Here is a 26972-nt window from a genome sequence, read left to right on the forward strand (position 1 = left end):
AGCAATCGGCTAACCGATTGCCCTCATGAATTTTTATAAGAAAAATCGTTGAATATCATTCCATGTGACAATAATCATCAATAGCATCAATAAGGCAAAACCTATAAAGTGGACGACACCTTCTTTTTGTCTGTCAATCGGTTTACCCCTAAGCGCCTCTACTGCAAAGAATAATAGTCTGCCTCCGTCGAGTGCCGGTATAGGCAAAAGATTCATGATTCCTATATTAATGCTTAATAGAGCTGCCCACTTCATAAGATAGGTTATCCCAGATTTCGCCACAACTTCCGTTGACTTATATATCCCAACAGGGCCAGAGAGCATATTGATAGAAAAATGTCCTGTTACTAATTTTCCAAGCATCTGAATAATATCAACAGTCCATTGATACGTTTGCTGGAATCCATAGGTTGCCACTTTTAAAGGTGACTTCTCCACAGGACTGTGAACACCAATGATTCCAATCTCTTGATTGTCAATTTTTTCAGCCTTTGGAGTGACAGGAATTTCAAGTGTTTTATGGTTTCTTTCAATTGTGAACTTCAGCTCTTCTCCCGGATGTTTTTGAATGACTTCAACAATATCATCCCAGGTTGAAATTTCTGCTCCATCAATACTGATGACCGTATCACCTTGATGGAAGCCTGCCTGCTTTGCAGCACCGTCACTTGTAAGGCTTCCGAAAACAGGGTCTGACACTGGCACACCTTGTACAATTGCCAAGAAGGTAAAAATGAGAATGGCCAAAACAAAGTTCATCATTGGCCCGGCAAAAATTGTCATTGCCCTTCTCCCGAGAGATTTTGAAGCAAACTGGCGATTCCAAGGTGCGATTTGTGATTCGGTCTGATTCTCTACCACAACAGCATTTTCAGCAATGAAAAAGGTTTGGAGCTCTTCCTCCCCCTCTTCATAGCCTTTAATAAAAAGCTTATGTTCTAAATCAGCCGATTCTACTTCTATCATACGAATATCCGAAAAACGCTCTTTTCCATTTACCACCATTTTTACCACGAGGCCATCAGAATTCAATACAAGCCCAATCCGCTGCCCCGGCTTAAACTCAGCCATTTCCGGGTCCTCTCCGGCCATCCGTACATACCCGCCAATCGGGAGCAATCGAATGGTGTATTGTGTTTCATTCTTTTTAAAGGATAGGATCTTTGGTCCAAACCCCACGGCAAACTCCCGGCATAATATACCCGCGCGCTTTGCAAATACAAAGTGTCCTGCTTCATGAAAAATGACAAGTGCACCAAAGATAATAATAAAGGCTATCACTGTAGTCAAATGAAAAACCACCTTTGTTTATATGAGTGAGTGAACATATTCTCTTGTTTCTTTATCCACTGCTTTAATTGTCTCCAAATCTGGATGTTTCATAACATTATGCCTTTCAAGAGAGTTTTCAATCAACTCATCAATTTGTAAGAAGGTTATTTTCCCATCTAAGAAAGCGGTAACGGCTGCTTCATTCGCCGCATTCAAGACAGTTGGCATTGTTCCCCCGGCACTTCCTGCTTCATAAGCAAGTTTCAAACAATAGAATCTGTCAAAATCCATTTCTTTAAAGTGAAGCTTTCCTATTTGGGCCAGGTTCAATTTTTCTGCCGATGGTAGCTCCAGTCGGTCAGGATAAGTAAGAGCGTACTGAATAGGTACTCTCATATCTGGTGTCCCCAGCTGTGCTTTTATACTGCTGTCATGAAATTCCACCATTGAATGAATAATGCTTTCTCTATGCTGCACTACCTTAATTTTATCAAAAGGAATATTGAATAGCCAATGGGCTTCAATCACTTCCAGGCCTTTGTTCATCATGGTTGCTGAATCAATTGTAATCTTTGCACCCATAGACCAATTTGGATGGTTCAAAGCCTCTTTGACTGTTACGTTCGTAAGCTCCGCTCTCGTTTTATCACGAAAGCTGCCTCCGGAGGCCGTAAGAATCAAGCTTTCAATATTTTTTTCATTTTCTCCCTGCAAGCACTGAAAGATAGCAGAATGTTCACTGTCTACCGGAAGCAATGCAACCTGGTTTTCTTTAGCCGCCTGCATAACCAAATGCCCTGCAGTAACCAGTGTTTCTTTATTTGCTATTGCAATTGTTTTTCTTTCTTTGATTGCCTGAAGGGTCGGATAAAGTCCCACACTTCCGAGAACAGCATTGACAACAGTATCCGAATGTGCATAAACAGCAGTCTCTGTTAAGCCGTCCTCCCCGTAGGAAATGTTAATATTGCCCGCAAGCTCTGCCTTTAGAATCTCGTAATCCTCTTTTTTTTGTACCGAAACAAATTCAGGTTGAAATTCAGATATTATTTTTCTTGTTAAGTCTAAATTTCTTCCCGCAGAAAAAGCTTTAAGCTTGAATTGTTCGGGATTATTCCGAATGATGTCCAATGTCTGCGTGCCAATAGACCCCGTCGCCCCTAACAAACTTATATTTTTCATCTAATTTACACTCCAATACCACATGCAATATCATTACTTTAACACGAAGTCTGTTTAAATCCCAGTTTCAATGAATTAAGTGAAGAAAATGTATAAAGGGAAAAACAAAAAGGAGGCTGTCAAAACGGTCCAGAATTCCACCGTGCCCCGGCAGAATATTGCCAGAATCCTTTACGTGGTAATGCCTTTTAAATGCAGATTCTACAAGATCCCCCAGCTGCCCTAATATAGAAAGCAGAGCAGTATCTGCCAGCATCCTTGCCATCGGAATGTCAATGCTCGTAAATAGGTTGAAACAAACTGCTACAACCAGTGCACATATAATGCCTCCAATTGAACCCTCTATGGTCTTATTTGGACTGATATCCGGCCAAAGTTTATGCTTACCCATGGCTTTGCCTATGAAATAGGCCCCTGAATCCGTAGCCCATATTAATAGCAAAGCGTAAAATATGTATAGCAGACCTTTAGAGGCTTCTCTTGTCAAAAGGAAATAGTGAAACCCAATGCCCACATATAATGCTGAAAATACAACAAATGAAATATCATCAAAGGTATAGCGGTTTTTCGAAACCACGGTAAGCATAAGCAAAAGCAGTATTCCTATTAAAATAACTTGTTCCCTATTGTAGCCTATGCTCCTAAAAAGAATATTATATTGGTCAGGTGCTAAAAAAACCCACAATATTAACAATGATATGATTCCGGGCAAAGACCAAAAGGAAATTTTCTTCATTTTACATAATTCATACAGAGCAATTGTACCCATTACATACACAAGCAGTATAAAGGGGGATTTGCCCCAAAAAACTATGGGAATAAATAAAGCAGCTGCTATCACAGCCGTTATAATTCTTTGTTTCACTTGTCGAGTCCCTCGCTTTGTATGCCGCCATATCTTCTGGATCGATTTTGATATGTCTCTACTGCTTCCAGCAGACTCTCTTCATTAAAGTCCGGCCATAATACATCGGTAAATACAAATTCGGTATAAGCAAGCTGCCAGAGCATGAAGTTGGACAACCGAATTTCACCGCTTGTCCGGATTAGAAGATCCGGATCCCTGAGTTTTGACGTCATTAAATAAGATGAAAATGTATCTTCAGTAATGTCTTCTTTCTCTACTTTACCACTATTTACATCATCTATTATCTTGCTTACGGCTTGAATGATTTCACCGCGGCTTCCATAATTCAAGGCAAAATTTAATACAAGTCCTGTATTTCCTTTTGTATTATCTATAGCCTTTTCTACTGCATTTCGAGTATGCCCAGGGATTTGATCTTCATACCCCATCATTCTGACCTGAACGTTTTCCTCCATCAACTCTGGAAGGAAAGTGCCCATGAATTCTTCCGGAAGTTTCATAAGATAATCAACTTCCAGTTTTGGCCTTTTCCAATTTTCTGTAGAAAAAGCGTAAAGAGTTAAAGTTTCTACACCCAGTCTATTTGCTAACCGTGTTATCCTGCGAACTACTTTCATCCCTTCATGGTGCCCCGCAATTCGTGGCAGAGCCCTTTTTTTGGCCCACCTGCCATTGCCATCCATAATTATAGCAATATGCTTTGGGATTTCATTCTGGCTAATCACTTCGATTCTTTCCTCTAAATCTTGAGGAGCTCTAGGTGATTTCCATCTTTTTATTTTTTTAATCATAATGGACCTCCATGTGGATGCTTCTTTTAATATGGCAGCTATAGAAGCGAAAAAACATTTTCATTACTCCTATCATATCAAAAACGATGTCTAATATGTTTGATTACAAAAAATATGTAATGGTTGCCAATTATATTATAGAGAAACGCATCCCTTTTGTGTAGCTTTGTATCATTTGATAATGAATATAATAGCCATATATTCTAAAGTTCGTCTTAATAGTCTGCTATACTCTATTGCCACGTTGCATTGCGAGGTGTTCCAACCGGTTTTTACAATTCATATCACTAAAATAGCTCATCAGCGGTGTTACAAGGCCCCATGAGCGCTTCAAAAGCATTTATGGAATCTGGAGAACGCGCTTTCCTAAAGGAATCTCAGGTAAATGTTCTCAATTTTCATGTCCCTAACCAGGACGGGAAAGCTGCAATCCAATTCAAAACCAGATATAACGATAAGCGTACTTGCTCATTTTAACACAAACCAACTATAAATATAGAATCCTATTTGCGAAAAATAGCAATAAGCTGCGGATTTTCGCCATTAGCAAAGGGCTCTGTCAAATTCAGCAAAAAAAAGCCTGAATTAAAGGGGGTTAGTCCTTTATATTCAGGCTTTTTCTAAGCAATGTTCTGTATAAAAATTAAACTTCAAGTATTTCCTGTTCTTTTGTTTTCGTAATTTCATCAATTTTAGCAATGAATTGGTCTGTGTGCTTTTGAATGTCATCAGAGTAACCACGAAGATCATCTTCTGTGATATCTCCGTTTTTCTCCATTTTCTTCAGATCATCATTGGCGTCACGGCGAATGTTTCTAACAGCAATTTTTGCTTCTTCTGATTCCTTGCGCACTACTTTCACCAGTTCTTTACGTCTTTCTTCCGTTAGTGGAGGGATAGCAATACGAATTAAAGAACCATCACTATTTGGATTTAAACCTAAATCAGATTTAAAAATAGCTTTTTCAATATCCCCAAGGATTGTTTTATCATAAGGCTGAATAACCAAGAGACGCGCTTCCGGTACACTTACCGACGCGATTTGATTCACCGGTGTAGGCGCACCATAGTAGTCAACTGTGATTTTATCAAGAAGCGATGCACTTGCACGGCCTGCACGAATCGAACTTAATTCACGTGTATAAGCCTGAATCGCTTTTGTCATTCTTTCTTTTGCATTAGCAATAATTTGTTTTGGCATTATTCTTTCCCCCTTACAATCGTCCCTATTTTTTCACCCATTACCGCACGTTTAATATTTCCTTTTTCCATAAGCGAGAACACAATCAAAGGAATATCATTGTCCATACATAGAGACGATGCAGTTGAGTCCATAACAGCAAGGCCTTCTTTAATGACATCTAAATAAGACAATTCATCGTATTTCACAGCATTTTTATCAAGCTTTGGATCAGCAGAGTAAACACCATCCACATTGTTTTTACCCATTAAAATTACTTCTGCTTCAATTTCCGCTGCTCTTAATGCGGCTGTCGTATCTGTTGAAAAATAAGGATTTCCTGTTCCTGCCGCAAAGATAACGACTCTCTTTTTCTCAAGATGCCTAATTGCTCGGCGTCGAATGTATGGTTCAGCCACCTGTCTCATATCAATAGATGTTTGAACACGGGTTTCTACGCCATTTTGTTCCAAACTGTCTTGAAGAGATAAGGAATTCATAACTGTTGCCAGCATACCCATATAATCAGCTGTTGCACGGTCCATTCCCATTTCACTGCCGATTTTGCCTCTCCAAATGTTTCCGCCGCCAACTACAACTGCAACTTCTACATTTAACTCAACTAGCTCCTTAACTTGTTCCGCAACCGTTTTAATCACAGATGGCTGAATTCCGAAACCCTGTTCTCCAGCCAATGCTTCTCCACTTAGCTTAAGTACTACACGTTTATATTTTGGGGTGCCCATGTTGAACCTCCAGTTTTATGTATTCTTTTTTAAAAATAGGGAACACATAGTGTCCCCTATTTTTATTTCTTAGGCCTTTATTTTCTTCTATTTAAGAACATAAAGCACCTTCATATAGAATAACATTATTTTTTGATTTGATTCATTACTTCTTCTGCAAAGTTATCTTGGCGTTTTTCAATTCCTTCGCCTACTTCATAACGTACAAAGCTTTGTATTGAAGCGCCATTGGACTTTAGGAATTGGCCAACTTTTTGATCTGGATTCTTAACAAAAGATTGGTCAACAAGGCAGATATCTTCAAAATATTTGCTTAAACGGCCTTCCACCATTTTCGCAACAATATTTTCTGGTTTTCCTTCGTTAAGAGCTTGTTGTGTAAGAACTTGTCTTTCATGTTCTACTACATCCTGAGACACTTGATCACGGGAGATGTATTTAGGGTTTAAAGCAGCAGCATGAAGAGCAACGTCTTTCGCTACGCTTGCATCAGTTGTTCCTTCTACAACTGTTAAAACACCAATGCGTCCGCCCATATGGAGGTATTCACCAAAAGCGCCATTATCTGTTTTTGTTTTGATTTCAAAACGGCGAAGAGAGAGTTTTTCTCCAATTTTTGCAATTGCAGCATTAATATAATCAGCTACAGTAGAACCGTTTTCCATCGTTTGCTGTTCAGCTTCCTCAACAGAAGCAGGCTTGTTCTTAAGAAGGTGTGCAGCAAGCTCTTTAACAAGAGTTTGGAAGCCTTCGTTTTTAGCAACAAAGTCTGTTTCAGAGTTTACTTCAAGGATAACAGCAGTATTGCCTTCGCTTTGGATGAAGGTCGTACCTTCTGCAGCAATGCGGTCTGACTTTTTCGCAGCCTTCGCAATCCCTTTTTCACGAAGATAGTCGATTGCCTTGTCCATATCACCATTTGTTTCAGTAAGAGCTTTTTTACAGTCCATCATACCGGCGCCTGTTTTTTCACGTAGTTCTTTTACCATTTGTGCAGTAACTGCCATGATTATTTCCTCCTTAAGTACTATGTAGATAGTGTCTATAACATTTAATCTTTAAAAAAAGGTGATAAGGATCTTACCTTCTTATCACCTTTTCTCTCATCCTTGTTAGTTGCACATAATAGGGTTAAGCTATTATTCTTGTGCAGCAGCAACTGGAGTTGCTTCTTCTTCACCTTGTTTAGCTTCCAAAATAGCATCTGCCATTTTGCCAGTTAAAAGTTTAACAGCACGGATTGCATCATCGTTAGCTGGGATAACGTGATCGATTTCATCTGGATCACAGTTTGTATCAACAATACCAACGATAGGAATGTTCAATTTACGTGCTTCCGCAACAGCAATACGCTCTTTGCGAGGATCCACGATGAACAATGCATCAGGAAGTGTTTTCATATCTTTAATTCCGCCTAGGAATTTCACTAAACGTTCATGTTCTTTCTTTAATTGAACAACTTCTTTTTTAGGAAGGACTTCAAAAGTTCCGTCTTCTTCCATTTTTTCGATTGCTTTCAAACGTTCAATACGTTTTTGGATGGTTTCAAAGTTTGTTAAAGTTCCGCCTAACCAACGGTGGTTTACATAGTACATACCAACGCGTTCAGCTTCTTCTTTCACGCTTTCTTGCGCTTGTTTTTTAGTACCGACAAAAAGAATGTTGCCGCCATTGCCTGCAAGTTCTTTCACAAAGTTATACGCTTCTTCAACCTTTTTAACTGTTTTTTGAAGGTCGATGATGTAGATGCCGTTTCTTTCTGTGAAAATATATTTTTTCATTTTAGGGTTCCAACGGCGTGTTTGGTGTCCAAAGTGTACACCAGCTTCAAGCAATTGTTTCATTGAGATTACTGACATTTTATTTCCTCCTACGGTTTTAGTTTCCTCCGTTCCAATCATTTTTAAACAGAAACTTTTTACTCTATAAAAAGCACCTTCTATTTAAATCATGAAACGTGTGTAATAACACCACAAAATAATATAACATATATACTTTTTCAGTTCAAGCAAATTATTTATCTTTACGATGAAATTTCATAAAAAGCTCAATCTCTGTTTTCCCTTTGTTAAGCTTTTTAGCAATTTCATCTACCGTAAATCCTTCATCCTGCATGGAATAAATTTGCATTATAATCGTATCATTATGATTAGGCAGGCTGAGCTTCATCGTTTCTCCTGTGTCATTTAATTCTGATTCGGATAAGGCATTCCTGGTCATGGATGTTTGATAGGTTTTGGAAGCATGCATTCTGCCGTAAATTGCTCTTGATACACCTTCAGCTTCCTTTTCATACACGTGCATATCCAGTTCACTTAAAGGATTTTCTTCATCCTTATGCACACCCGCCTCCTTTTTTAAGGGGACAGGCTGGATAGGTGCCTTGTTTAACCCGGCAATGAATCGGTCATTTTCTTCTTTTATTTCAATTATATAGGCTGAAAAAAGATTCTCCATTTCTTCCATCAGCTGCTGCTGTTTTTTTTCGGCTGCAAGAAAACGATTTTGGCGAAGATACAAAATGACGATTGCAAGCAGTGCAATAATATTTAAAACGATTGAAAATGCCGCTAAAAATGTCATCATAAACTCATTCCTATCTGATAGTGTAATGATTCGTTCTTAAAACAAGGAATGTGTGTACTGGCTTTAAAACAGATAAAGCCTTTTATTGATTTCCCAATAACTTACGAAGCTTAAAAATGGCCTTGGAATGAATTTGAGAAATCCTTGAAGTGGATAAGCCCATAATTCCCCCTATTTCTGTAAGGGTCAATTCCTCTTTATAAAATAAACTGAGCACAAGTTGTTCCTTTTCTAATAATGAAGTAATCGTTTTGGTCAGTTCATTAAGCTGTTCTTCTTTTAATAATTGTTCATCCGGTGACAGGCTTTTATCATCTTTCAAAATAAAAGACTGCTGATCTTCTTCATTATCGTTAATTTGTTCATCAATAGACAATACATTAGCGAAAAAGTTTTCGTTAATGGTTTGATACACGTCATCTGTCTGTATATGCAATTCACTCGCAATTTCCTCTGCGGTTACGTGCCTCATGTATTTTTGCTCCAGACGTTCATATACAGCCTCTATCTTTTTTGCCTTATCACGCGTTCCCCTTGGAAGCCAATCCTCTTTACGAAGCCCGTCTAAAATTGCCCCGCGGATACGGAAAGAGGCGTAGGTATCAAATTTCAAATCCCTTTTCCGGTCAAACTTATTCAGCGCATCCAATAAGCCCACAAGACCAAGGGATTTGAGATCATCCTTTGAAACACTGCGAGGCAGCCCGACGGCTATTCGTTGTACATGAAAATCAACAAGGGGCATATATTTTTTCACTAGAATATCTCCTGCAATTGAATCATGATTCTGACACCATAGATCCCAGTATTTTTCTTCTTCCTTTTTAACCGGCTGTGACATAATTCCCCTCCTCGCAGTTTCATTTAATTATTGGCTGTTTTCGCATAAATTGTTGCTTTACATTCATTGGATCATACCGTATTTTGTCTGTATTCGCAGCATTTTTTTGCATGCTATTCACAAGTCAGGACCTTTTAATGATTTTCTTGAGTCAAATAGCAACAAACTTTACGGAAAGAGCCTACTTATTTTATTCCTTGGTACACACTTTCTCATTACTAAAGCGATAGATATTTAGTAAAACACTTGGGATGCTTGGAGCGGCAGGTACGAGACTCCTGTTTAAAGCGAGTGCCTGCAACGGAAATCAACAGGCAAGATTAAAAGAGCCGTTATATAAAAGCAATCCCTTTATTCACTGTCCTGATTTCCAACATGCATTTTTCTGGGTCAAAAACGATGGTTCTGCCATTATTTCCCCCTGTATCTTCTGAAATAATGGCAATTGCTTCTTCTTTTAGGGCTTTTTTTACTGCATCAATATTTCTTTTTCCAATCCTCATAGTTTCATTTACAGAAAAAGAAAACATTTCTGCTCCGCCAGCAATTTTCGCTTTTAATTCCCTATTCTTACAGCCTTCCCGATTTAACATTTGCACAAGTTCTTTTACTGCAGTATCTGCAAACTTTGATTTATTAAATTCCGTTCCCTTCTTCATAATGGAAGAGTCCGGCAGCATGATATGAGCCAATCCGGCAATTTTTAAAATAGGATCATAAATAATGATTCCTACACAGGATCCAAGTCCTGTCGTTTTAATAGGCTGTGGAGAAAATGCAATTTTCAGATCGGCAATTCCGACTTTAAGAGGTTCAATTTTATTATCCATCCAGCCTTACCCCTAAAATATCAAAAAGCTTGTGGAAGGATTCAGGATCTGGTATTAGAAAGAAATGTCCATTAATACCAGATTCACGTTTCACATCATCAATTAATACTGTATCAATAACAATAGCACAGTCACTAGACCGGGATATTTCTAAGAGGCCATAACTGATAACGGCACCTGCCATATCAATACTAATTGCAGGCACAGATGGGCAGAGATTCAAATGAGTAAAATCTGCCAGTGCCGTTAAATAAGAGCCTGATAATATATTTCCCAGCTCCTGGAGAGCCGATAGCCCTGTTTCGGAAAAGGGAGGTGATGCAAAGGAGAAGGATGCCTCTCCTGTCATTCTTCTAATCAGCTCCTCGCCCTGCTCAATGGAAACAATGAAAAACATATTCCCTGGTGCATCTCCCTCAATACGGAGAAAGACACTTGCCACCAATTTTTCAGCACCGCCTGCAAGTTCCATCATTTCATCAAAAGAAGTCATTTTTACACTGGGCACTTTCATATCAATTTTCCGATCTAAAAGCTTAGATAAAGCAGTTGCTGCATGCCCGGCCCCTATATTTCCGATTTCTCTTAATATATCTAAATGAATGCTTGTAAATTTACTTTCTATGCCCATGCCGCTCTCCTACTGAACCGGCTTCAATGCCTGCTCTATATTCACTAGAAGCAGCAGCCTCTTCCCTACTTTTGCAACTCCTGAAATAAACTCAGAATTCATAGAATCAAACACCTCAGGCTGCGGCTCAATAATTTCAGCAGGAATATCTACCACGTCGTTTGCTGCTTCCACCATTAATCCTACTTCCATATTATTGACCATCACAATGATGATTCTTGTACTTTCTTCTATCACCATTCGTCCGCCATTAAACAAACATTGTAAATCAATGATTGGTATGATAACTCCCCTAAGATTAATGACTCCCAACGTATAAGAAGGAGTTCCTGGTACTCTTGTAATATGATGAACCTTTTCGATTGCCCGTATCTGTTGAACGGGAATTGCATATTCTTTGTCTAAAAGTTTAAATACGATCATTTTTAAATCTTCAACCGTTGTTTCGATTGGCAAATTCATGCACCCCTGTCCCCTATTTGATTAAAGCATTACAATCTATGATTAAAGCAACCTGCCCGTCGCCAAGAATCGTCGCCCCTGAAATAGCAAATACAGAGGCTAAATAGTTGCCCAATGATTTTAATACAATTTCTTGCTGGCCGATAAAGGAATCCACAATCAGGGCAGCAGATTTATTTCCTTTTTTTACAATAACCACCGAATTAACCTGTTTGTCCTCTTGAACATCTTGAACGCTGAATACCTCTTTTAATGAAACAAGCGGGATTACTTTCCCTCTGAAATCAATTACTTTTTGATTATGAGCATTTAATATATCTTCTTTTTTAATAATTGCGGTTTCAATAATCGAAGACAAAGGTATTCCATATTTTTCATTTCCGACTTCAACCAGCATAGCTGAAATAATGGATAAGGTTAAAGGCAATTGGATCGTGAAGACAGAACCCTTGCCTTCTTCAGAATCGATCGTAATGGACCCTCCAAGAGATTGGATTGTTGATTTTACGACATCAAGCCCTACTCCTCTACCTGATATGTCGGATATTTCATTTGCTGTTGAAAATCCTGATTCAAAAATAAGATCATAAATTTGGTTATCAGACAGAATCCCTGCATCTTCCGGTGAAATAATTCCTTTTGAAATTGCTTTGTCCAGCACCCTTTGCCGGTTTATTCCTGCACCGTCATCTGTAATTTCTATAAAAACGTGATTTCCGCTGTGAAAAGCTTTCAAATGAATTGTTCCTGTTTCCGGCTTCTGAGCAGCTAATCTAGCCTCAGGTGATTCAATACCATGATCGATAGCATTTCTTAATAAATGGACAAGAGGATCTCCTATTTCATCGATCACCGTTCGGTCCAATTCTGTTTCTGCACCCGATATTTCTAACGATAATTTCTTATTTAAACCCTTTGCCAGTTGCCGTACCATTCGAGGAAAGCGATTAAATACAGTTTCTACGGGAACCATTCGCATATTCAAGATAATGCTTTGCAAATCACTTGAAATACGAGACATCCTTTCTACTGTTTCATTTAACTCAGGATGCCTTAAATCTTTCGATATTTGTTCCAGCCTTCCCCTGTCAATGACAAGCTCTTCAAATAAATTCATCAAAATGTCCAGGCGCTCAATATTTACACGAATGGTTTTGGACGAAGGAGCATTTTGGGATGAAGAATCCAATTCCTTCTTTTCTGTTCCGTTTGGCTGAGCTTCCTTTTTTTCTGGTGAGATGACATTATTTGAAGGCTTATTTTCTGTAAGATTTACTAATTCTGTCTTAACCCGGTCGACTTCCGAAACATTCATTATTTTCTTTTCAATGACATCAAGAGGCTCATTGGTTATCAGTGTGACCTGAAACTCTGAATCAAATTTTTCCTCTTCCAATTGATTAACAGCAGGAACACTTTTAATGACTTCCCCCATTTTTTCCAACACATCAAAAACCATAAATGCTCTTACAGCCTTTAATAAACAATCCTTACGAAGAATCACAGTGATCTCTGCCACGCTATATCCCTGATCAGAAGATTGCTGTATAACGGTTCTTTCGAAATCATCATAAATTATTTCTCTCTTCTGTTCTTCAAGGTCAGCCGCCGCCGCTGCCACTTCCTCCAAAGCTGTCGATGCAGAAGAATCAGGCTCCCCGTTTTCTATGTATTCCAGCTTTCTAATGACTTCAGTTACATCCATCTTTCCATCGCCGCCTTGTGCAACGGAATTAATCATGGCTTCCAAATGATCAACAGCCATAAAAATAATATCGATGATTTCAGGTGTAACGATGATTTTATGGTTACGGATACCATCCAAAACGTTTTCCATTTTGTGGGTTAAACTCGCTAGATCCTCATACCCCATGGTTGCTGACATACCCTTTAATGTATGTGCTGACCGGAAAATATCATTGATGATGGTTAAATCTTCTGGGTTTTGTTCTAAAAGCAATACCTTTTCATTACAGGATTGAATGTGTTCTTTACTTTCTTCAATAAAGACTTCTAAATACTGGCTCATCTCCATCCATTTCACCCCTTCAAAGACATATAGTTCATAATAACCAAAGCAATTTGTTCCAAACTTGCTACCTCATTGACGTAATTCGTTGCCACTGCTGCTTTTGGCATTCCATAAACAATGCAGGATTCCTCCGACTCCGCAATGGCCTTTAGTCTTCCAGTCTTACTTAAATCCTTTAAACCTTTTGATCCATCGGTACCCATTCCAGTCATAATGACTGCAATAATATCAATGCCTTTTAATTTACTAACGGATTGAAACAAAACATCCACCGATGGTCTATGCCCATTTACCGTTTGAGATTTTGACAACTTAACCATCATGGTGTTTTTTTTCTCTTCAATAAGAAAATGAAAGTCACCTGGTGCAATATACGCGATTCCATTTTCCAGTATTTCTCCCTCTTCGGCTTCTTTAACTTTTATCTGGCAAATGGTATTCAGCCTGTTTGCCAAAGATTTTGTAAAAACAGGGGGCATATGCTGAACAATCAAAATTGGCGCTTTTATCGAAGATGGCAATGATGAAAGTACAACCTGCAGGGCACGCGGTCCCCCTGTTGAAGTGCCAATACATATCAGTTTTTTTCTATAAGTTCCTCTTTGAGCACTGTTTTCAAGTACGTCCTTCATACTTGGAGAAATACCGGGAACTTCGCGCAAGATCATGTCCTTCCCTTCTTAAAAAGATGGCGCAACTTACTTATAAAGCGGCTTTTATTCACGGTGTCTGTTTCTGTTTTACCTAAGTATCCATTTACAAATCTAGTTAATTCATGAGAGATGTGTGCATTAGGAAACTCCAATAAAAATGGTTTCTGCCGCAAAACGGCTTTTCGGACATGGGAGTCCTCCAGCAAAACACCCGTCCCGGCTAGCTCTTTATTTAAAAATTTGTTCATCACCGCTTGTAGCCTTTCGATTGTATCAATCCCTTCTCTCTCTATATCGGCACGATTACAAAGAATATAAAAATTATGGCTTTCATCAAGCAATGTAATATATTTCATCATGGAATAGGCATCCGTTATAGATGTAGGCTCCGGAGTTGTCACAACGAAGATATCGTCAACTGAAAGGAGTACATGTAAATTAGAATGGCTCGCACCCGCTCCCATATCAAAAATAATGTAATCATATAGGTTCTGTATTTTCTCTAAATCGCAAAGCAAGCGTTCAAGGACTTCCTCATTTAACTCTACAATTTCGTAAAATCCGTTCCCTGCAGCAATATAAGATAGACTATAAGGACCTTGGCATATGATATCCTCCAGCGTTATGTCTGAGTAAATGTAATCGGATATACTTTTCGGTGCACTTTCCCCCAGAAGAACCTGCACATTTCCCATTCCTATATCAAAATCGAATAACAATACTTTTTTCCCCATCTTTGTTAATAACAACGATGTATTTATGGATACATTAGACTTTCCCACTCCGCCTTTTCCACTTACCACGGCAATTGTCTTCCCCATTTGTGTGCCGCCTTGCTTCAGCTTTTCACGCAGCTTTTCTGCTTGATCTCTCATACTCCCAGTCCTTTAAGCAGCCTTTTGACAATCGTTTCCGCCGATGCCTTTTGTATATCATCCGGAACGTCCTGTCCATCTGTTACATAAGCCACACCAATCCTATTGCGGAAAATAAGATTGATCATGGAGCCATATGTAGCTGTTTCATCAAGCTTAGTAAAAATAAATTGATCTACTTTTATATCATCGAAGCTTTGGATAATATCAGCAAGATCTCCTTCTTTCATCGTTAACGACAATGTTAAAAAGGTTTCGATATCCTGCGAAAAATCAATGACTTTTTTAAGTTCTTCAATATACTGCAATTCTCTGTAGTTTCGTCCGGCTGTATCAATAAAAACAAGATCATAATCAGTAAACTTTTTAATCGCCTTCTGGAAATCCTCCCGCTTGTATACCACCTCAACAGGTACATTTAAAATAGAAGAATATGTTTTTAACTGTTCAATTGCTGCAATTCGGTAGGTATCAGTTGTAATAAAAGCGATTTTTTTCCTTTTTTCCAACACAGCCTGGGCAGCCATCTTTGCTAGTGTGGTAGTTTTGCCAACTCCCGTTGGCCCAACTAGATTTATAAATTTCTTCTGAAACTGGCTGCCTCCATATTCAACTCCTGCCAATAATTCTTTAAGATGCTGAAAACCGCTCTGATAGACTTCTTGTTCTGTCTTTTCTCTGTTTTCGGATCTCCAGTCGTTTAGAAGCTTTGCATTAATCTCACCCATTATCATACCGTTAATGCCCTGTTTTCGCAGGTGGTCCAAAAAGGTCTGAACAGGAATTGGATAATACTTGTATTCATCAGGAGAAGAGTGTTCCGACAGCTTTTGCACCATGTCTTTTAATTCCTCTATCTGGTTATTCAACTCTTTCTCATCTGCAGGATAGACAGAGGATGTAAGGCTTTGATTGCGTACGTTTGGCTTTTTTTCTGTTCGAGAAAGAGGCTTCCGTTTTTCTTTAACCCTTACATCCTTCATTTTAGGCTGTGGTTCAACTGCAGCTATAACTTCTATTTGCTTCTTTTTTAATAGACCAAACATCCTGGCTGTTGAAATCTGTTTAGAATTTAAAATAACGGCATTCTCGCCTAATTCCTGCCTGATTTTTTTCATGGCTTCAATCATATTCGAGGCAATAAATTTTTGAACCTTCATTCTACATTCACAACCCCCACACTTTGGACTTCAACATTGGCTTCAAGCTCGTTGTAAGAGAGAATTGGTACTTGAGGAAAATATCTTTCAGTCATCTGGCGGATGTACATTCTTACTGCCGGTGAACAAAGGATAACAGGCGATTGTCCTACAATAGCCAATTCTTCAATTTGCTTAGCAATGGCTTCAATAATTTTTTGAGAATCCATTGGATCCACTGATAAATAGTTGCCGTGCTCTGTTTGCTGAACGCCATCCGCAATAATTTTTTCAACTCTTCCTGAGACGGTTATTACCTTTAAGACATCCCCTTCTGCCATTTGGTGAGTAATCTGCCTTGCCAGTGACTGGCGCACATACTCTGTTAGCAAATCCGTATCTGACGTCATTTTCCCAAAATCAGCAAGGGTTTCAAAAATGATAGTTAAATTGCGGATTGAAACATTTTCTTTTAACAATTTTGAAAGAACTTTTTGAATTTCACCAACCGAAAGAGGATTTGGCGTGACTTCCTCCACAAGAATAGGATAGCTTTCCTTTAAATGGTCGATCAGCTGCTTTGTTTCCTGTCTGCCCAGGAGCTCGTAGGCATTATTTTTTAACATTTCAGTAATGTGCGTCGATACAACTGAAGGAGGATCAACAACTGTATACCCGAATATTTCTGCCTGTTCCTTCATTCCTTCTGTTATCCATTTAGCAGGAAGCCCAAAAGATGGCTCAACTGTATCAATACCTTCAACTGCACCATCCTCTGCGCCTGGACTCATTGCCAAATAGTGGTCAAGAAGTATCTCCCCGCGCCCCATCTCGTTCCCTTTAATTTTTAATCGGTATTCATTAGGCTGCAGCTGGATATTGTCCCGTATCCTGACAACAGGAATAACAATACCAAGCTCAAGTGCGAGCTGACGGCGGATCATGACAATCCTGTCAAGAAGATCGCCTCCCTGATTTGCGTCAGCCAACGGGATTAAACCATAGCCAAACTCGAATTCAATCGGGTCAATATTCAGTAAGCTAATAACACTTTCAGGTGTTTTCATTTCTTCAGGTTGAACTTCATTTTCCGTCTCTAGTAAATCCTTCTCTTCAAGAGGAACTCTTGATAATCTGTATGCTCCAAATGCCAGTGCAGCTGCAATAGGAATTGTAATTAATTTATTAATTGGAGTTGCAATTCCAAGAATAAAAATCGTTACCGCAGCGATATAAAGCATTTTTGGGTATGCGGTCAGCTGAGAAACAATATCCTGCCCAAGATTCCCGTCAGATGCCGCCCTTGTGACGACGATACCAGTTGCAGTAGAAATTAATAAGGCAGGCACCTGACTGACAATTCCGTCCCCAACTGTCAAAAGCGAATACCTGCTGGCTGCCTCTTGAATACCTAATCCTTTTTGAGTCATGCCAATAATAATTCCAAAAATCAAATTAATAATAACGATGATAATACTTGCTATGGCGTCCCCTTTTACAAATTTGCTCGCACCATCCATCGCACCGTAAAAATCGGACTCACGGCTTACTTTTTCCCGACGCATGCGTGCTTCCTGATCCGATATCATACCGGCATTTAAATCTGCATCAATACTCATCTGCTTACCCGGCATAGCGTCCAGCGCAAAACGTGCAGCAACCTCTGAAACCCTCTCAGATCCCTTCGTAATTACGATGAATTGTATGATGATTAATATTAAGAAAACGACTAAACCAACGATAATATTTCCACCGACTACAAAGGTTCCAAATGTTTCAATGACGTCACCCGCCTGACCCTTGGACAAAATTGACCGGGTCGTTGATATATTTAAACCCAGTCTAAATAGAGTGAGCAATAATAATAGAGAAGGAAAGACAGAAAATTGAAGAGGTTCTTTCGTGTTCATGGAAGTTAGCAATACTAATAGCGCAAGAGAAATATTGGTTATGATAAGCAAGCTCAACAACCATGTTGGAAACGGTATGATCAGCATTGCCACAATTAAAATTACGCTAAATATAACGGATAAGTCTCTTGCCTTCATTTATTCTCTCTCCCAACAATACTTAAAAAATAATACCATGACCATTTTTCATAGATTAAGTGTGTTTAAATCTTATTTTTTAATCGATAGACATACGCCAGTATTTCAGCTACGGCTTTAAAAAACTCTTCTGGGATGGAATCCCCAATCTCTGTTTGATCATAGAGCGCCCTTGCAAGAGGTCTGTTCTCGACCATTATAATCTCTTTTTCTTTTCCTTTTTCTTTAATTTTTTGAGCGATAAAGTCCACTCCTTTTGCAATTACATAGGGAGCATCTCTTTCCGTTTCGTCGTACTTTAGACAAATCGCATAATGTGTTGGATTGGTTATAATTACATCTGCTTTAGGAACTTCCTCCATCATCCGCCTCATTGCCATTTCTCGCTGTCGTTGTTTAATCTTGGACTTAATTAATGGATCCCCTTCACTGTTTTTATATTCATCCTTGATGTCCTGTTTTGACATTCGAATATTCTTTTCAAAATCAAATCTCTGATAAAAGTAATCAAAAAGAGCTAAAAAAAGTAATGCAATAGAAGCGGCTAGCCCCATTTGCAGAGTTATATTTCCAATGACTCTGAAGGAATCTCCTAATGATTTAAAAGACAGTCCCAGGACTTCATCAATTTTTTGCCAGAGGACTAAAAAAGTAATGGTCCCTATAAAGGATATTTTTAAGATGGATTTTAATAGTTCGACTATAGCTCTAATAGAATAAATTCTTTTAAACCCTTTTAAGGGATTAATTTTATCTATATTTGGTTTTAAAGATTCACCGGATAAAGTGATTCCAACCTGTGCAAAGTTCCCTGCTAAACCTGCTGCGACTGCTACAATCAGAATGGGAGCAAGAATATATGCTGCCTCCTTCAAATATTTCATGAATAGCTGCTGAATATTGCCGGGAGTTACAGGAATAGTCAAATTGCTGTCAAAGGAAATTTGAAAAAGCTGAAATAAATGCTGGCCCATATAGGACGAGCCAAAAAAGAAAAATAAAAAAGTACCCAAAAGACTAATAGCCGTGGTTAAATCCTGACTTTTTGCAACCTGTCCCTTCTTTTTTGCATCCTGTCGTTTTTTTGGAGTGGCTCTTTCCGTTTTTTCACCAGCAAAAAACTGCAAGTTGAGTGAGAGAAGTTTCACGGCTTTTCCCCCATCATTTCCATCAACTGTCTCATCATTTGAAAGGTTGATTCAAATAAATGCTCCACTACGACAAAAATTCCTCCCATAACAGTTATTAAAATGATATAACTGACGATCATTTTAATCGGAAATCCTATAACAAATATGTTCATTTGCGGTACCGTTCTTGCAACAATCCCTAAAGCAACATCTACCAAAAATAAGGATGCTACTACAGGAATTGACATTTGAAAAGCAATGACAAACATATTGGCAAATATTCGTACAATATAGACCATGATTGTTGCATTCGTAAATGGAACCATATGGTCAATCGGTATAAACTGATAGCTGTAATAAATTCCGTCCAATATCATGTAATGCCCATTTGTCGTTAATAACAATAAAAGAGAAAAAAGATATAAATACTGGCCAGTAATCGGACTTTGAGCACCGGTCTGGGGATCAATCACATTCGCAATGGTGTAGCCCATTTGAAAGTCAATAAGTCCTCCTGCTATTTGTATAGCAGAAATCATTATATAGGCTGCAAAACCAATTAACAGCCCGACGGCTGCTTCTTTTAATATGAGCAATACATATAAACCGTCAATATTAAAAGGTCTTACATGAATCGAATAACACATTGCCCATGCCAAAAAGAAAGCAAGTCCGATTCTGAGAGAAGCAGGCACCGTTTTATATGAAAACAATGGCATTGTGACAAAAAAAGCCGAAACCCGGGTGAAAATTAACAGGAATATACTAAAGGATGGGAGTAGTGATTCCATTGCCTTATCCGATAAACCTTGTTAAGTTTGAGAAAATATCTGATGTGTAAGATAAAAGATGACTCAGCATCCAGGGCCCCAAAAAAACGATTCCCAGCAATACGGCTACGATTTTAGGAACAAAAGCCAATGTTTGCTCCTGAATTTGTGTTGTAGCTTGAAAGATACTTATAATCAACCCAACTACCAATGCAATAATTAATAATGGACCTGCCACAATCATTGTAATAAAAATACCTTTTTCAGCTAATGAGATGACCATTTCTTGGCTCATACATTTTCACCTTCTTTAAAAACTTTCCAATAACGATTTAACAACAAGATACCAGCCGTCTACCATAACAAAAAGCAATATTTTAAACGGGAGAGAAATCATCACCGGAGGAAGCATCATCATCCCCATGGACATCAAGACACTTGCCACCACCATATCAATGACTATAAATGGAATGAAAACCATAAAGCCTATTTGAAAGGCAGTTTTTATTTCACTAATAGCAAATGCAGGTACAAGAGAGGTCATAGGAATATCCTGAACGGTTTTAGGCTGCTTTGCATGGGAATAATCAAGAAATAATTGCAAATCCTCCTGCCTAGTCTGTTTACTCATAAATTCCTTAAAGGGAACTGAAGCTTTTTCATAGGCCTGATCCAAGGTGATTTTGTCATTGAAAAGAGGAGTTAAGGCTTCCTTATTCACTTGACTAAAGGTAGGTGCCATTATAAAAAAAGTAAGAAACAGGGCTAAACCGACAATGACTTGGTTTGGAGGTATTTGCTGTGTACCCAAACCCGTACGCACAAAGGACAAAACAATCACAATCCGGGTGAATGAGGTCATCAGAATAAGTATACTTGGAGCAAGAGAAAGAACTGTCAATAAAAGCAAAAGTTTAACAGCCGAAGATACTTGTTCAGGAGAGTTATTATTAAAAAACTGCATAAACTCATTCATCTGATTTGTTCTCCTTTTTCTCTAAGTCTCTCAATGCCTTATTTCTCTCTTTTGTTATGTCATCCAACTGTGATTTCCACACACTCTTAAACGATTTCTCTGGAATGGATGAATCAGCAGTTTTACTGCCTTGCTTTAACAAGCCGATTAACTTTGTTATGATATCTCTTGCTTCGAGGTTTTGCTCTAAATTTTCGTTATACTGACTGACAAATCCCTCAATTTCTTCTTTATCATCGATTTCTTTTATTAAACGGATATCGTCTCCTACTCCAACAATCAGAATTCTTTCACCGGCTTTGATTATTTGGATTGATTTATTACCGCCTAAAGGAGTGCCGCCAAAATTTTGAATCAGACGATTTTTTTGAAATGATCGGCTCTTCTGGTTTATAAATTTTAATAAAAAGTATAATAGTGCTACTACAAAAAGGAGGGCCAGAATCATTTTAATAACATCCCAAGCAGTAATAGCTGTCGTTCCAGACGATTGACTTGCCGTGTTTCCATTATTATTTTTCATCGTGCCTGTGCTTTGGCTGCATTTTTTTGGTTGATCTATACACTGCTTTACGTTCCCATTAAAAGACTCTGCATGGACAATTGAATCTTGTCCATACAGAGGCAGTAAAAAAAGAAATATCATCATCATTGCTATTAAGCTCTTTTGCAATTTTGCTGCCACCTTTAGTAAAATATCTTATCCAAGCGTTTTTTGAATGGCTTCTATTACTCTATCAGCTTGAAAAGGTTTCACAATGAAATCCTTTGCTCCAGCTTGAATAGCATCAATAACCATTGCCTGCTGTCCCATCGCTGAACACATTATGACTTTAGCATTCGCGTCAAATCCCTTAATTTCTTTTAAAGCAGAAATTCCATCCATTTCTGGCATGGTGATATCCATTGTTACCAAATCCGGTTTAAGTTCTTTATACTTTTCTACAGCCTGAGAGCCATCTGCAGCTTCAGCAACAACCTCAAAACCGTTCTTTGTCAGTATGTCTTTAATCATCATTCTCATGAAAGCAGCATCATCTACTACTAATATTCTATTTCCCATACTAAAACCCCCATTTTACTTAAGTTTTTTTATACGATCTGATTTGCTAACAATATCGGTGATGCGTACGCCAAAGTTTTCATCAATGACTACGACTTCTCCGTATGCAATTAATTGTTGATTCACTAATATATCGACAGGTTCACCAGCTAATTTATCCAGTTCTATAATTGACCCTGAACCCATTTCCAGTATTTCTTTAATCGATCTGGACGTTCTGCCTAGTTCAACTGTTACTTGAAGCGGGATATCCAATAACATATTAAGATTTTTCGTTTCAGGTGCAGCTTCATGATATGGTTCGAAGCTTGAGAAAACAGCCGGCTGAACATTCGCATTTCTAGCAGCCTTTTCACGTTGTGAATCCTTTGTGTCAGATACAGCTGATTTTTGCACATCTCCGCTGTATCTCGGTTCGTGATACCGTTCATTGCTTGGTGTCTGATAGGGAGTGGATTCATTTGGTCTTCCTATAGACTCCGCCTGTTCAACGGCAGCATTACTTTCATGATGAACTGAAGTATCCTGCTGGACTTCAGGATCCATCAATTCTTTCACAAACATTTTTCCAAAATCAAGCGGTAGGAGCTGCATAATCGATGAATCGATAAGGTTTCCAATCATTAATCGAAAAGAAATTTTCACAAAAAGATTATGGGTTGGAACATTTTCCGTCCCTTCTCCTAATGAAAAGTCTACTAAATCTACAGTTGGAGGCGATATATCTACCCTTTTGCTGAATAAAGTGGACATGGAGGTCGCAGCAGAACCCATCATTTGATTCATCGCTTCCTGCACTGCACTTATATGAATTTCATCCATCAAATCGCTGGGATTTTCGCCATTGCCGCCGAGCATCAAATCTGCAATAATGGCTGCATCTGTTTGTTTTATAACAAGTAAATTCATTCCAGATAAACCTTCTGTAAATTCTACTTGTATAGACACGAATGGATGAGGGAATTCATCTCTGAGCTTTTCCCTTTCTACTATCGATACCTTAGGTGTTGTAATTTCTACCTTTTGAGATAGCAGTGTGGAAAGAGCTGTTGATGCACTTCCAAATGAGATGTTGCCTATTTCGCCCAAAGCGTCCTGTTCAATAGAAGTAAGATAATCATCTACATGAATTACACTATCATTTTCTGTACTTTCTCCGGTTCCTCGAAGCAGAGCATCTATTTCATCTTGGGAAAGTAATTCACCGCTCATTCCTCTTCATCCCCCTCCTCTATGGTGCTAAAAATCTGAATGGCCATTTTTTTGGCTTGTTTTCCTGGTTGTGCCAGAAATTTAGGTGTATGATCCACTTTTACTTTAATTAAATCCTCTACCCTATTATCCAACTCAATAACATCTCCAATTTCTAATGAAAGAAAATCCTCAATAGTTATTTCAGAGTAGCCTAATTCTGCAATAATAGGAACAGAGGCATTTATCAATCTGCGTTCCAATTGCCTGGAGGAATTTATATCGGTTTCTTTTTTATTATTATTTTGCATCCAATAATGAACAGAAAGCTTCGGTACGATTGGATCAATGACATTTTGTGGAATACACATATTGATCATACCGCTTGTTTCTCCAATGGTTGTATTTAAAGAAATAACGACTACTGTTTCATTAGGAGATACCATTTGTAAAAATTGAGGGTTCACTTCAAATTCCGCTAGGGATGGAGTGATGTCTATGACACTTGACCATGCTTCCTGTAAATTTTCAAATGCTCTCTCGAATAAAGAAGACATTATCGTTTTCTCTATTTCTGTCAGGTTTTCAACCTTATTAATACTTTCCCCTCTTCCCCCCATAACTCTGTCCATCATGGTGTAGGCGATATTGGGATTAATCTCCATTAATATGCGGCCATCCAGCGGAGAGATATCCATCACATTTAAAATGGTCATTTTGGGTATAGAACGGATAAACTCTTCATACGGTAATTGATCTGCTGAAGCAACTGTTATTTGCACATAGGTCCGCAGCTGTGCTGAAAAGAAGCTGGTCAAAAGCCTGGCAAAGTTTTCGTGAAGCCTTGTTAGGTTTCTAATTTGATCTTTGGAGAAACGCAATGCCCTTTTAAAATCATAGACTTTAACCTTTTTCAATTCCTCTTCTTTCTTTATATCATCTGCATTCATTTCGCCTGTAGAAAGGGCAGATAATAGTGCGTCAATCTCACTTTGTGACAATACCTCATCAGGCAATTAAACCACCCCTTTCTCTATCTATCTCTTTATTTATGATTAGCTGTAAGAAGAAACAATCGCTTATCATGATTTACCGACTATTGAATCATATAAGATGTGATATAGACATTTACTACTTTTCCACTTTGCATGACTTGATTAATTCTTTGCATTAAAGCCAGCTTTAATTTGTCCTTGCCATTTTTTTGTTCAAGCTCATTCGAAGTCATTTGTGACAGCTGATCAATGATCATATCATTAACTTGAAAAAGTCTTTTATTTAACTCATCCCTTGCACTGCTGCTATTTGTCTCTAATTTAAATGAAATTCTTATATAGCTACCGTTCATTAAGTTAGTAGTTAGCTCAGGCACATCAATTGAATATTTAACTATTTCATCAATCGAAGGAGTTTTATTACCACTTGAGTGGTTGAGTTTATTGAGTAGTACATAGGCAATGACACCAACAAGCAGAATAATAGTTAAGATGATTGCCATCTTTTTTAACAGGCTATTCCTCATCCTTTTTGTCCTCCTGATGTATAACACCCAGCAATTGAATGGTTTTATAATAGTCATTTATTCTTTCTATTACATTTTCCTTCGGCTCAGCTACCACGTACTTACGACCGTTTGTTAAGGTAATCATCGTATCCGGTATTGCTTCTATTGTTTCTATGTATAAAGCATTCAAAGTAAAGGGTTTTCCATTTAATTTTGTTAACTGTACCAATATATCAGGGCTGAGCATTTCTCAGCCCTGTCCCTCCTTTAACCAATTATTAATGTTTTAAATTAAGCAATTCCTGGAGAACTTCATCCGAGGTAGTAATGATTCGGCTGTTTGCTTGAAATCCGCGTTCAGCTACAATCATATCCGTAAATTCTTCCGATAAATCCACGTTTGACATTTCTAGAAAACCTGATGCGATAGAGCCTGTACCACCAGAGCCTGCCACTTCAAGTGATTGATTGGCTGGTAAAGTAGATCCGGCATTTGGTGTCCCAGAGTTGGCACTTTGTTGAAAAAGGTTTCCTCCAACTTTATTTAAACCTGAAGGATTGGCGAATTTCGTCAATCCGATCGTTCCTACAACTGTAGCCGTCCCATTCTGTACTGCCGTTACTTGTCCAGTTGCATTAATACTGTAGCTTTGAGTTGTAGAAGGATCAATTGTAATCGGATTTCCATCAATCCCAAGAACTTTATAACCATCACTCGTTACAATCGTTCCCTGGTTGTCTAAATAAAAATTTCCCGCACGAGTATATAGCTTTCCTCCTGCTCCATCAGAAACAGTAAAATAACCGTCACCATTAATAGCTAAATCTAATCCTCTTCCTGTGTTTTGCATGCTGGCTTGTGTATCAATGGTGTCTATACTAGCTACTGTTGAACCAAGGCCTACCTGAAGCGGATTGGTTCCGCCTTTAGTAGTAGTGGCAGCACTTGCCCCCGCTGTCATTTGACTGATGGCATCCTTAAACGTCACCCTCCCTTTTTTAAATCCGTATGTGTCCACGTTGGCAATATTATTTCCAATTACATCAAGTTTTGTTTGAAAATTTTTCATTCCGGTTATGCCTGAGTACATTGAACGCAACATAAATTAATTCCCCATTTCTGTAATTTGCTGTTTCGGTCATTCCACAGCATCGGCTTCCTTTTCAGTCCAGCCGTTAATCGACTACTATTGCACCATTAATGTTCGTAAAAATTTGTGAACTCGCTTCATTTCTATCCATCGCTGTAATGACAGTATTGTTTTTAGCACTGATGATCAGTGCTGCATCTTTTGTTAACACCAATGAATCATTTATTCCCTTGCTTTTCGCTTGTTCCACTTTCATACTAATTTCATCCCATAATTGAGGTCCTATTTTAATCCCCCGTTGTTCTAATCGTTCTCCAGCATGTTTGCTGATCACTAATTTATTTGTATAAGATGACTTTGCCTTATTTAAGTGCTGTGCAAATGAAGTTTTATTCTTCGCCGTATCGGATTTAGCTGTTTGTGAATAGACGGCGGGCTTTAACGGAATAGGCTGAAATGATATTTTTCCCACTTCAACACTTCCTTCTATTGTTCTATTTGTGTTATTTGACCAGTGTTAATGATTTGATTATTGTCCAGTGTTAACTGAATGTTACCATTCTTGGAAGAAACATTTTGAACAACTCCTGATAAGGAATCACTTCCATTAGACCAAGTAACTTTTTTACCAATTAAATAGCTTGCCTGGATTAAAGAGCTGTCAGAATTATTACTGTTTATATCTGAAATATCTGTCGGATCGATGGTAGTTCCATCGTCCAAAGTAATTTGGGCACTGCCATCTTTCATTTCAACTCCAGTAATTTTCCCAGTCCCCTGAAGCGGCCCTGTTGAAGAAGAATCTGTGCTGTCGGCTGCCTTTGTCCAGGACACTTCCTTTCCAACTAATTGTGAATAGCCCATCAATTGATTTTGTTGAAGAAAATCCCCAAGCTGTGTATTCATATTCGTCAGCTGTTCCAAAGAAGAAAAAGTAGCCATTTGAGAAATAAAAGCTGAATCATCCAGCGGCTGAGTAGGATCCTGATTTTGCAGCTGCGTCATTAATATTTTTAAAAAATCATCCTTACCTAAGCTGCTGCCACTGCTACTACTTTGACTTTGCTGAACGGAGGAAAGCAATGAACTTGAATCAATCGTATTTGTCATA

The 26972-nt window shown here is 38.4% G+C and carries 31 protein-coding genes; all 31 read right to left on the reverse strand.

Annotated features, from left to right (window positions below; all coding sequences use genetic code 11):
• Window positions 1–33: 33 nt before the first annotated feature.
• Complete coding sequence (gene rseP, locus A5N88_RS07835; protein ID WP_066264622.1) at window positions 34–1290, reverse strand: RIP metalloprotease RseP; 1257 nt, start codon at window positions 1288–1290, stop codon at window positions 34–36.
• A gap of 18 nt (window positions 1291–1308) precedes the next feature.
• Complete coding sequence (dxr, locus tag A5N88_RS07840; RefSeq protein ID WP_066264624.1) at window positions 1309–2454, reverse strand: 1-deoxy-D-xylulose-5-phosphate reductoisomerase; 1146 nt, start codon at window positions 2452–2454, stop codon at window positions 1309–1311.
• A gap of 67 nt (window positions 2455–2521) precedes the next feature.
• Complete coding sequence (locus A5N88_RS07845) at window positions 2522–3319, reverse strand: phosphatidate cytidylyltransferase (protein WP_066264625.1); 798 nt, start codon at window positions 3317–3319, stop codon at window positions 2522–2524.
• Complete coding sequence (uppS, locus tag A5N88_RS07850) at window positions 3316–4113, reverse strand: undecaprenyl pyrophosphate synthase (RefSeq protein ID WP_066264626.1); 798 nt, start codon at window positions 4111–4113, stop codon at window positions 3316–3318. The genes A5N88_RS07845 and uppS overlap by 4 nt, the downstream gene beginning before the upstream one ends.
• A 643-nt stretch (window positions 4114–4756) precedes the next feature.
• On the reverse strand, window positions 4757–5314 hold the full coding sequence (frr, locus tag A5N88_RS07855; protein ID WP_066264628.1) for a ribosome recycling factor: 558 nt from the start codon (window positions 5312–5314) through the stop codon (window positions 4757–4759).
• The gene (gene pyrH, locus A5N88_RS07860; protein ID WP_066264630.1) at window positions 5314–6039 is read right to left on the reverse strand and encodes a UMP kinase; all 726 of its coding nucleotides are present in this window, start codon (window positions 6037–6039) and stop codon (window positions 5314–5316) included. Before pyrH ends, frr begins: the two co-directional genes overlap by 1 nt.
• Before the next feature lie 125 nt (window positions 6040–6164).
• The gene (gene tsf, locus A5N88_RS07865) at window positions 6165–7046 is read right to left on the reverse strand and encodes a translation elongation factor Ts (RefSeq protein ID WP_066264632.1); all 882 of its coding nucleotides are present in this window, start codon (window positions 7044–7046) and stop codon (window positions 6165–6167) included.
• 132 nt (window positions 7047–7178) lie between these two features.
• The gene (gene rpsB, locus A5N88_RS07870) at window positions 7179–7898 is read right to left on the reverse strand and encodes a 30S ribosomal protein S2 (RefSeq protein WP_066264633.1); all 720 of its coding nucleotides are present in this window, start codon (window positions 7896–7898) and stop codon (window positions 7179–7181) included.
• Between the two features lie 154 nt (window positions 7899–8052).
• A complete protein-coding gene (locus A5N88_RS07875) occupies window positions 8053–8625 on the reverse strand; it encodes a hypothetical protein (RefSeq protein WP_066264636.1) in 573 nt (190 codons plus the stop codon).
• Between the two features lie 82 nt (window positions 8626–8707).
• On the reverse strand, window positions 8708–9466 hold the full coding sequence (locus A5N88_RS07880) for a FliA/WhiG family RNA polymerase sigma factor (protein ID WP_066264638.1): 759 nt from the start codon (window positions 9464–9466) through the stop codon (window positions 8708–8710).
• A gap of 332 nt (window positions 9467–9798) precedes the next feature.
• Window positions 9799–10296 (reverse strand): chemotaxis protein CheD, encoded by a 498-nt coding sequence (locus A5N88_RS07885; RefSeq protein WP_066264642.1) that lies wholly within the window; start codon window positions 10294–10296, stop codon window positions 9799–9801.
• Window positions 10289–10927, reverse strand: a complete 639-nt coding sequence (locus A5N88_RS07890; protein ID WP_066264643.1) for a chemotaxis protein CheC — start codon at window positions 10925–10927, stop codon at window positions 10289–10291. The genes A5N88_RS07885 and A5N88_RS07890 overlap by 8 nt, the downstream gene beginning before the upstream one ends.
• Window positions 10928–10936: 9 nt before the next feature.
• Entirely contained in the window at window positions 10937–11389 is a 453-nt protein-coding gene (locus tag A5N88_RS07895; protein WP_066264645.1) for a chemotaxis protein CheW, read from the reverse strand.
• 13 nt (window positions 11390–11402) lie between these two features.
• Window positions 11403–13424 carry a chemotaxis protein CheA gene (locus A5N88_RS07900; RefSeq protein ID WP_066264647.1) on the reverse strand — a complete coding sequence of 674 codons (2022 nt, stop codon included), beginning with the start codon at window positions 13422–13424 and terminating at the stop codon, window positions 11403–11405.
• A 5-nt stretch (window positions 13425–13429) separates the two neighbouring features.
• Entirely contained in the window at window positions 13430–14089 is a 660-nt protein-coding gene (locus A5N88_RS07905) for a CheB methylesterase domain-containing protein (RefSeq protein ID WP_066264648.1), read from the reverse strand.
• The gene (locus tag A5N88_RS07910; RefSeq protein WP_066264649.1) at window positions 14086–14949 is read right to left on the reverse strand and encodes a MinD/ParA family protein; all 864 of its coding nucleotides are present in this window, start codon (window positions 14947–14949) and stop codon (window positions 14086–14088) included. Before A5N88_RS07910 ends, A5N88_RS07905 begins: the two co-directional genes overlap by 4 nt.
• Window positions 14946–16109 carry a flagellar biosynthesis GTPase FlhF gene (flhF, locus tag A5N88_RS07915; protein ID WP_066264650.1) on the reverse strand — a complete coding sequence of 388 codons (1164 nt, stop codon included), beginning with the start codon at window positions 16107–16109 and terminating at the stop codon, window positions 14946–14948. The genes A5N88_RS07910 and flhF overlap by 4 nt, the downstream gene beginning before the upstream one ends.
• A complete protein-coding gene (gene flhA, locus A5N88_RS07920; protein ID WP_066264652.1) occupies window positions 16106–18136 on the reverse strand; it encodes a flagellar biosynthesis protein FlhA in 2031 nt (676 codons plus the stop codon). The genes flhF and flhA overlap by 4 nt, the downstream gene beginning before the upstream one ends.
• Window positions 18137–18201: 65 nt before the next feature.
• Window positions 18202–19284: a flagellar biosynthesis protein FlhB gene (gene flhB / locus A5N88_RS07925; protein WP_066264653.1), complete on the reverse strand. Its 1083-nt coding sequence runs from the start codon at window positions 19282–19284 to the stop codon at window positions 18202–18204.
• Complete coding sequence (gene fliR, locus A5N88_RS07930; protein WP_066264654.1) at window positions 19281–20057, reverse strand: flagellar biosynthetic protein FliR; 777 nt, start codon at window positions 20055–20057, stop codon at window positions 19281–19283. The genes flhB and fliR overlap by 4 nt, the downstream gene beginning before the upstream one ends.
• Window positions 20058–20061: 4 nt before the next feature.
• Window positions 20062–20331, reverse strand: coding sequence for a flagellar biosynthesis protein FliQ (gene fliQ, locus A5N88_RS07935; RefSeq protein WP_066264655.1), 270 nt, complete (start codon window positions 20329–20331; stop codon window positions 20062–20064).
• Between the two features lie 15 nt (window positions 20332–20346).
• Window positions 20347–21012, reverse strand: coding sequence for a flagellar type III secretion system pore protein FliP (gene fliP / locus A5N88_RS07940; RefSeq protein ID WP_066264657.1), 666 nt, complete (start codon window positions 21010–21012; stop codon window positions 20347–20349).
• Window positions 21005–21685, reverse strand: a complete 681-nt coding sequence (locus A5N88_RS07945) for a flagellar biosynthetic protein FliO (RefSeq protein WP_232317549.1) — start codon at window positions 21683–21685, stop codon at window positions 21005–21007. Before A5N88_RS07945 ends, fliP begins: the two co-directional genes overlap by 8 nt.
• A 27-nt stretch (window positions 21686–21712) precedes the next feature.
• Entirely contained in the window at window positions 21713–22075 is a 363-nt protein-coding gene (locus A5N88_RS07950) for a response regulator (protein ID WP_066264660.1), read from the reverse strand.
• 15 nt (window positions 22076–22090) lie between these two features.
• The gene (gene fliY / locus A5N88_RS07955) at window positions 22091–23287 is read right to left on the reverse strand and encodes a flagellar motor switch phosphatase FliY (protein WP_066264661.1); all 1197 of its coding nucleotides are present in this window, start codon (window positions 23285–23287) and stop codon (window positions 22091–22093) included.
• Window positions 23284–24282, reverse strand: a complete 999-nt coding sequence (gene fliM / locus A5N88_RS07960) for a flagellar motor switch protein FliM (RefSeq protein WP_066264663.1) — start codon at window positions 24280–24282, stop codon at window positions 23284–23286. The genes fliY and fliM overlap by 4 nt, the downstream gene beginning before the upstream one ends.
• A gap of 80 nt (window positions 24283–24362) precedes the next feature.
• Window positions 24363–24788, reverse strand: coding sequence for a flagellar basal body-associated protein FliL (gene fliL / locus A5N88_RS07965; RefSeq protein ID WP_066264665.1), 426 nt, complete (start codon window positions 24786–24788; stop codon window positions 24363–24365).
• Entirely contained in the window at window positions 24778–24999 is a 222-nt protein-coding gene (locus A5N88_RS07970; protein WP_066270351.1) for a flagellar FlbD family protein, read from the reverse strand. The genes fliL and A5N88_RS07970 overlap by 11 nt, the downstream gene beginning before the upstream one ends.
• Window positions 25000–25048: 49 nt before the next feature.
• The gene (flgG, locus tag A5N88_RS07975) at window positions 25049–25873 is read right to left on the reverse strand and encodes a flagellar basal body rod protein FlgG (protein WP_066264667.1); all 825 of its coding nucleotides are present in this window, start codon (window positions 25871–25873) and stop codon (window positions 25049–25051) included.
• A 73-nt stretch (window positions 25874–25946) separates the two neighbouring features.
• Window positions 25947–26333, reverse strand: coding sequence for a TIGR02530 family flagellar biosynthesis protein (locus tag A5N88_RS07980; RefSeq protein WP_066264669.1), 387 nt, complete (start codon window positions 26331–26333; stop codon window positions 25947–25949).
• Between the two features lie 14 nt (window positions 26334–26347).
• A complete protein-coding gene (gene flgD / locus A5N88_RS07985; protein WP_066264672.1) occupies window positions 26348–26971 on the reverse strand; it encodes a flagellar hook assembly protein FlgD in 624 nt (207 codons plus the stop codon).
• Between the last annotated feature and the right edge of the window lies 1 nt (window position 26972).

It is taken from the genome of Heyndrickxia acidicola, assembly GCF_001636425.1.
GTDB lineage: Bacteria > Bacillota > Bacilli > Bacillales > Bacillaceae_C > Bacillus_AE > Bacillus_AE acidicola.

Excerpts from the sequence above, each read along its gene's own strand:
- flhF (WP_066264650.1), bottom strand. The coding sequence starts at position 16,109 with ATGAAGGTTCAAAAATTTATTGCCTCGAATATGATTGAAGCCATGAAA.
- fliR (WP_066264654.1), bottom strand. The coding sequence starts at position 20,057 with ATGGAATCACTACTCCCATCCTTTAGTATATTCCTGTTAATTTTCACC.
- A5N88_RS07950 (WP_066264660.1), bottom strand. The coding sequence starts at position 22,075 with ATGGGAAATAGAATATTAGTAGTAGATGATGCTGCTTTCATGAGAATG.
- A5N88_RS07890 (WP_066264643.1), bottom strand. The coding sequence starts at position 10,927 with ATGGGCATAGAAAGTAAATTTACAAGCATTCATTTAGATATATTAAGA.
- A5N88_RS07875 (WP_066264636.1), bottom strand. The coding sequence starts at position 8,625 with ATGATGACATTTTTAGCGGCATTTTCAATCGTTTTAAATATTATTGCA.
- A5N88_RS07905 (WP_066264648.1), bottom strand. The coding sequence starts at position 14,089 with ATGATCTTGCGCGAAGTTCCCGGTATTTCTCCAAGTATGAAGGACGTA.
- frr (WP_066264628.1), bottom strand. The coding sequence starts at position 5,314 with ATGCCAAAACAAATTATTGCTAATGCAAAAGAAAGAATGACAAAAGCG.
- fliP (WP_066264657.1), bottom strand. The coding sequence starts at position 21,012 with ATGAATGAGTTTATGCAGTTTTTTAATAATAACTCTCCTGAACAAGTA.
- A5N88_RS07900 (WP_066264647.1), bottom strand. The coding sequence starts at position 13,424 with ATGGAGATGAGCCAGTATTTAGAAGTCTTTATTGAAGAAAGTAAAGAA.
- A5N88_RS07910 (WP_066264649.1), bottom strand. The coding sequence starts at position 14,949 with ATGAGAGATCAAGCAGAAAAGCTGCGTGAAAAGCTGAAGCAAGGCGGC.
- flgG (WP_066264667.1), bottom strand. The coding sequence starts at position 25,873 with ATGTTGCGTTCAATGTACTCAGGCATAACCGGAATGAAAAATTTTCAA.
- dxr (WP_066264624.1), bottom strand. The coding sequence starts at position 2,454 with ATGAAAAATATAAGTTTGTTAGGGGCGACGGGGTCTATTGGCACGCAG.
- A5N88_RS07895 (WP_066264645.1), bottom strand. The coding sequence starts at position 11,389 with ATGAATTTGCCAATCGAAACAACGGTTGAAGATTTAAAAATGATCGTA.
- flgD (WP_066264672.1), bottom strand. The coding sequence starts at position 26,971 with ATGACAAATACGATTGATTCAAGTTCATTGCTTTCCTCCGTTCAGCAA.
- A5N88_RS07880 (WP_066264638.1), bottom strand. The coding sequence starts at position 9,466 with ATGTCACAGCCGGTTAAAAAGGAAGAAGAAAAATACTGGGATCTATGG.
- fliQ (WP_066264655.1), bottom strand. The coding sequence starts at position 20,331 with ATGAGCCAAGAAATGGTCATCTCATTAGCTGAAAAAGGTATTTTTATT.
- fliY (WP_066264661.1), bottom strand. The coding sequence starts at position 23,287 with ATGAGCGGTGAATTACTTTCCCAAGATGAAATAGATGCTCTGCTTCGA.
- tsf (WP_066264632.1), bottom strand. The coding sequence starts at position 7,046 with ATGGCAGTTACTGCACAAATGGTAAAAGAACTACGTGAAAAAACAGGC.
- pyrH (WP_066264630.1), bottom strand. The coding sequence starts at position 6,039 with ATGGGCACCCCAAAATATAAACGTGTAGTACTTAAGCTAAGTGGAGAA.
- uppS (WP_066264626.1), bottom strand. The coding sequence starts at position 4,113 with ATGATTAAAAAAATAAAAAGATGGAAATCACCTAGAGCTCCTCAAGAT.
- flhA (WP_066264652.1), bottom strand. The coding sequence starts at position 18,136 with ATGAAGGCAAGAGACTTATCCGTTATATTTAGCGTAATTTTAATTGTG.
- rpsB (WP_066264633.1), bottom strand. The coding sequence starts at position 7,898 with ATGTCAGTAATCTCAATGAAACAATTGCTTGAAGCTGGTGTACACTTT.
- A5N88_RS07885 (WP_066264642.1), bottom strand. The coding sequence starts at position 10,296 with ATGGATAATAAAATTGAACCTCTTAAAGTCGGAATTGCCGATCTGAAA.
- fliL (WP_066264665.1), bottom strand. The coding sequence starts at position 24,788 with ATGAGGAATAGCCTGTTAAAAAAGATGGCAATCATCTTAACTATTATT.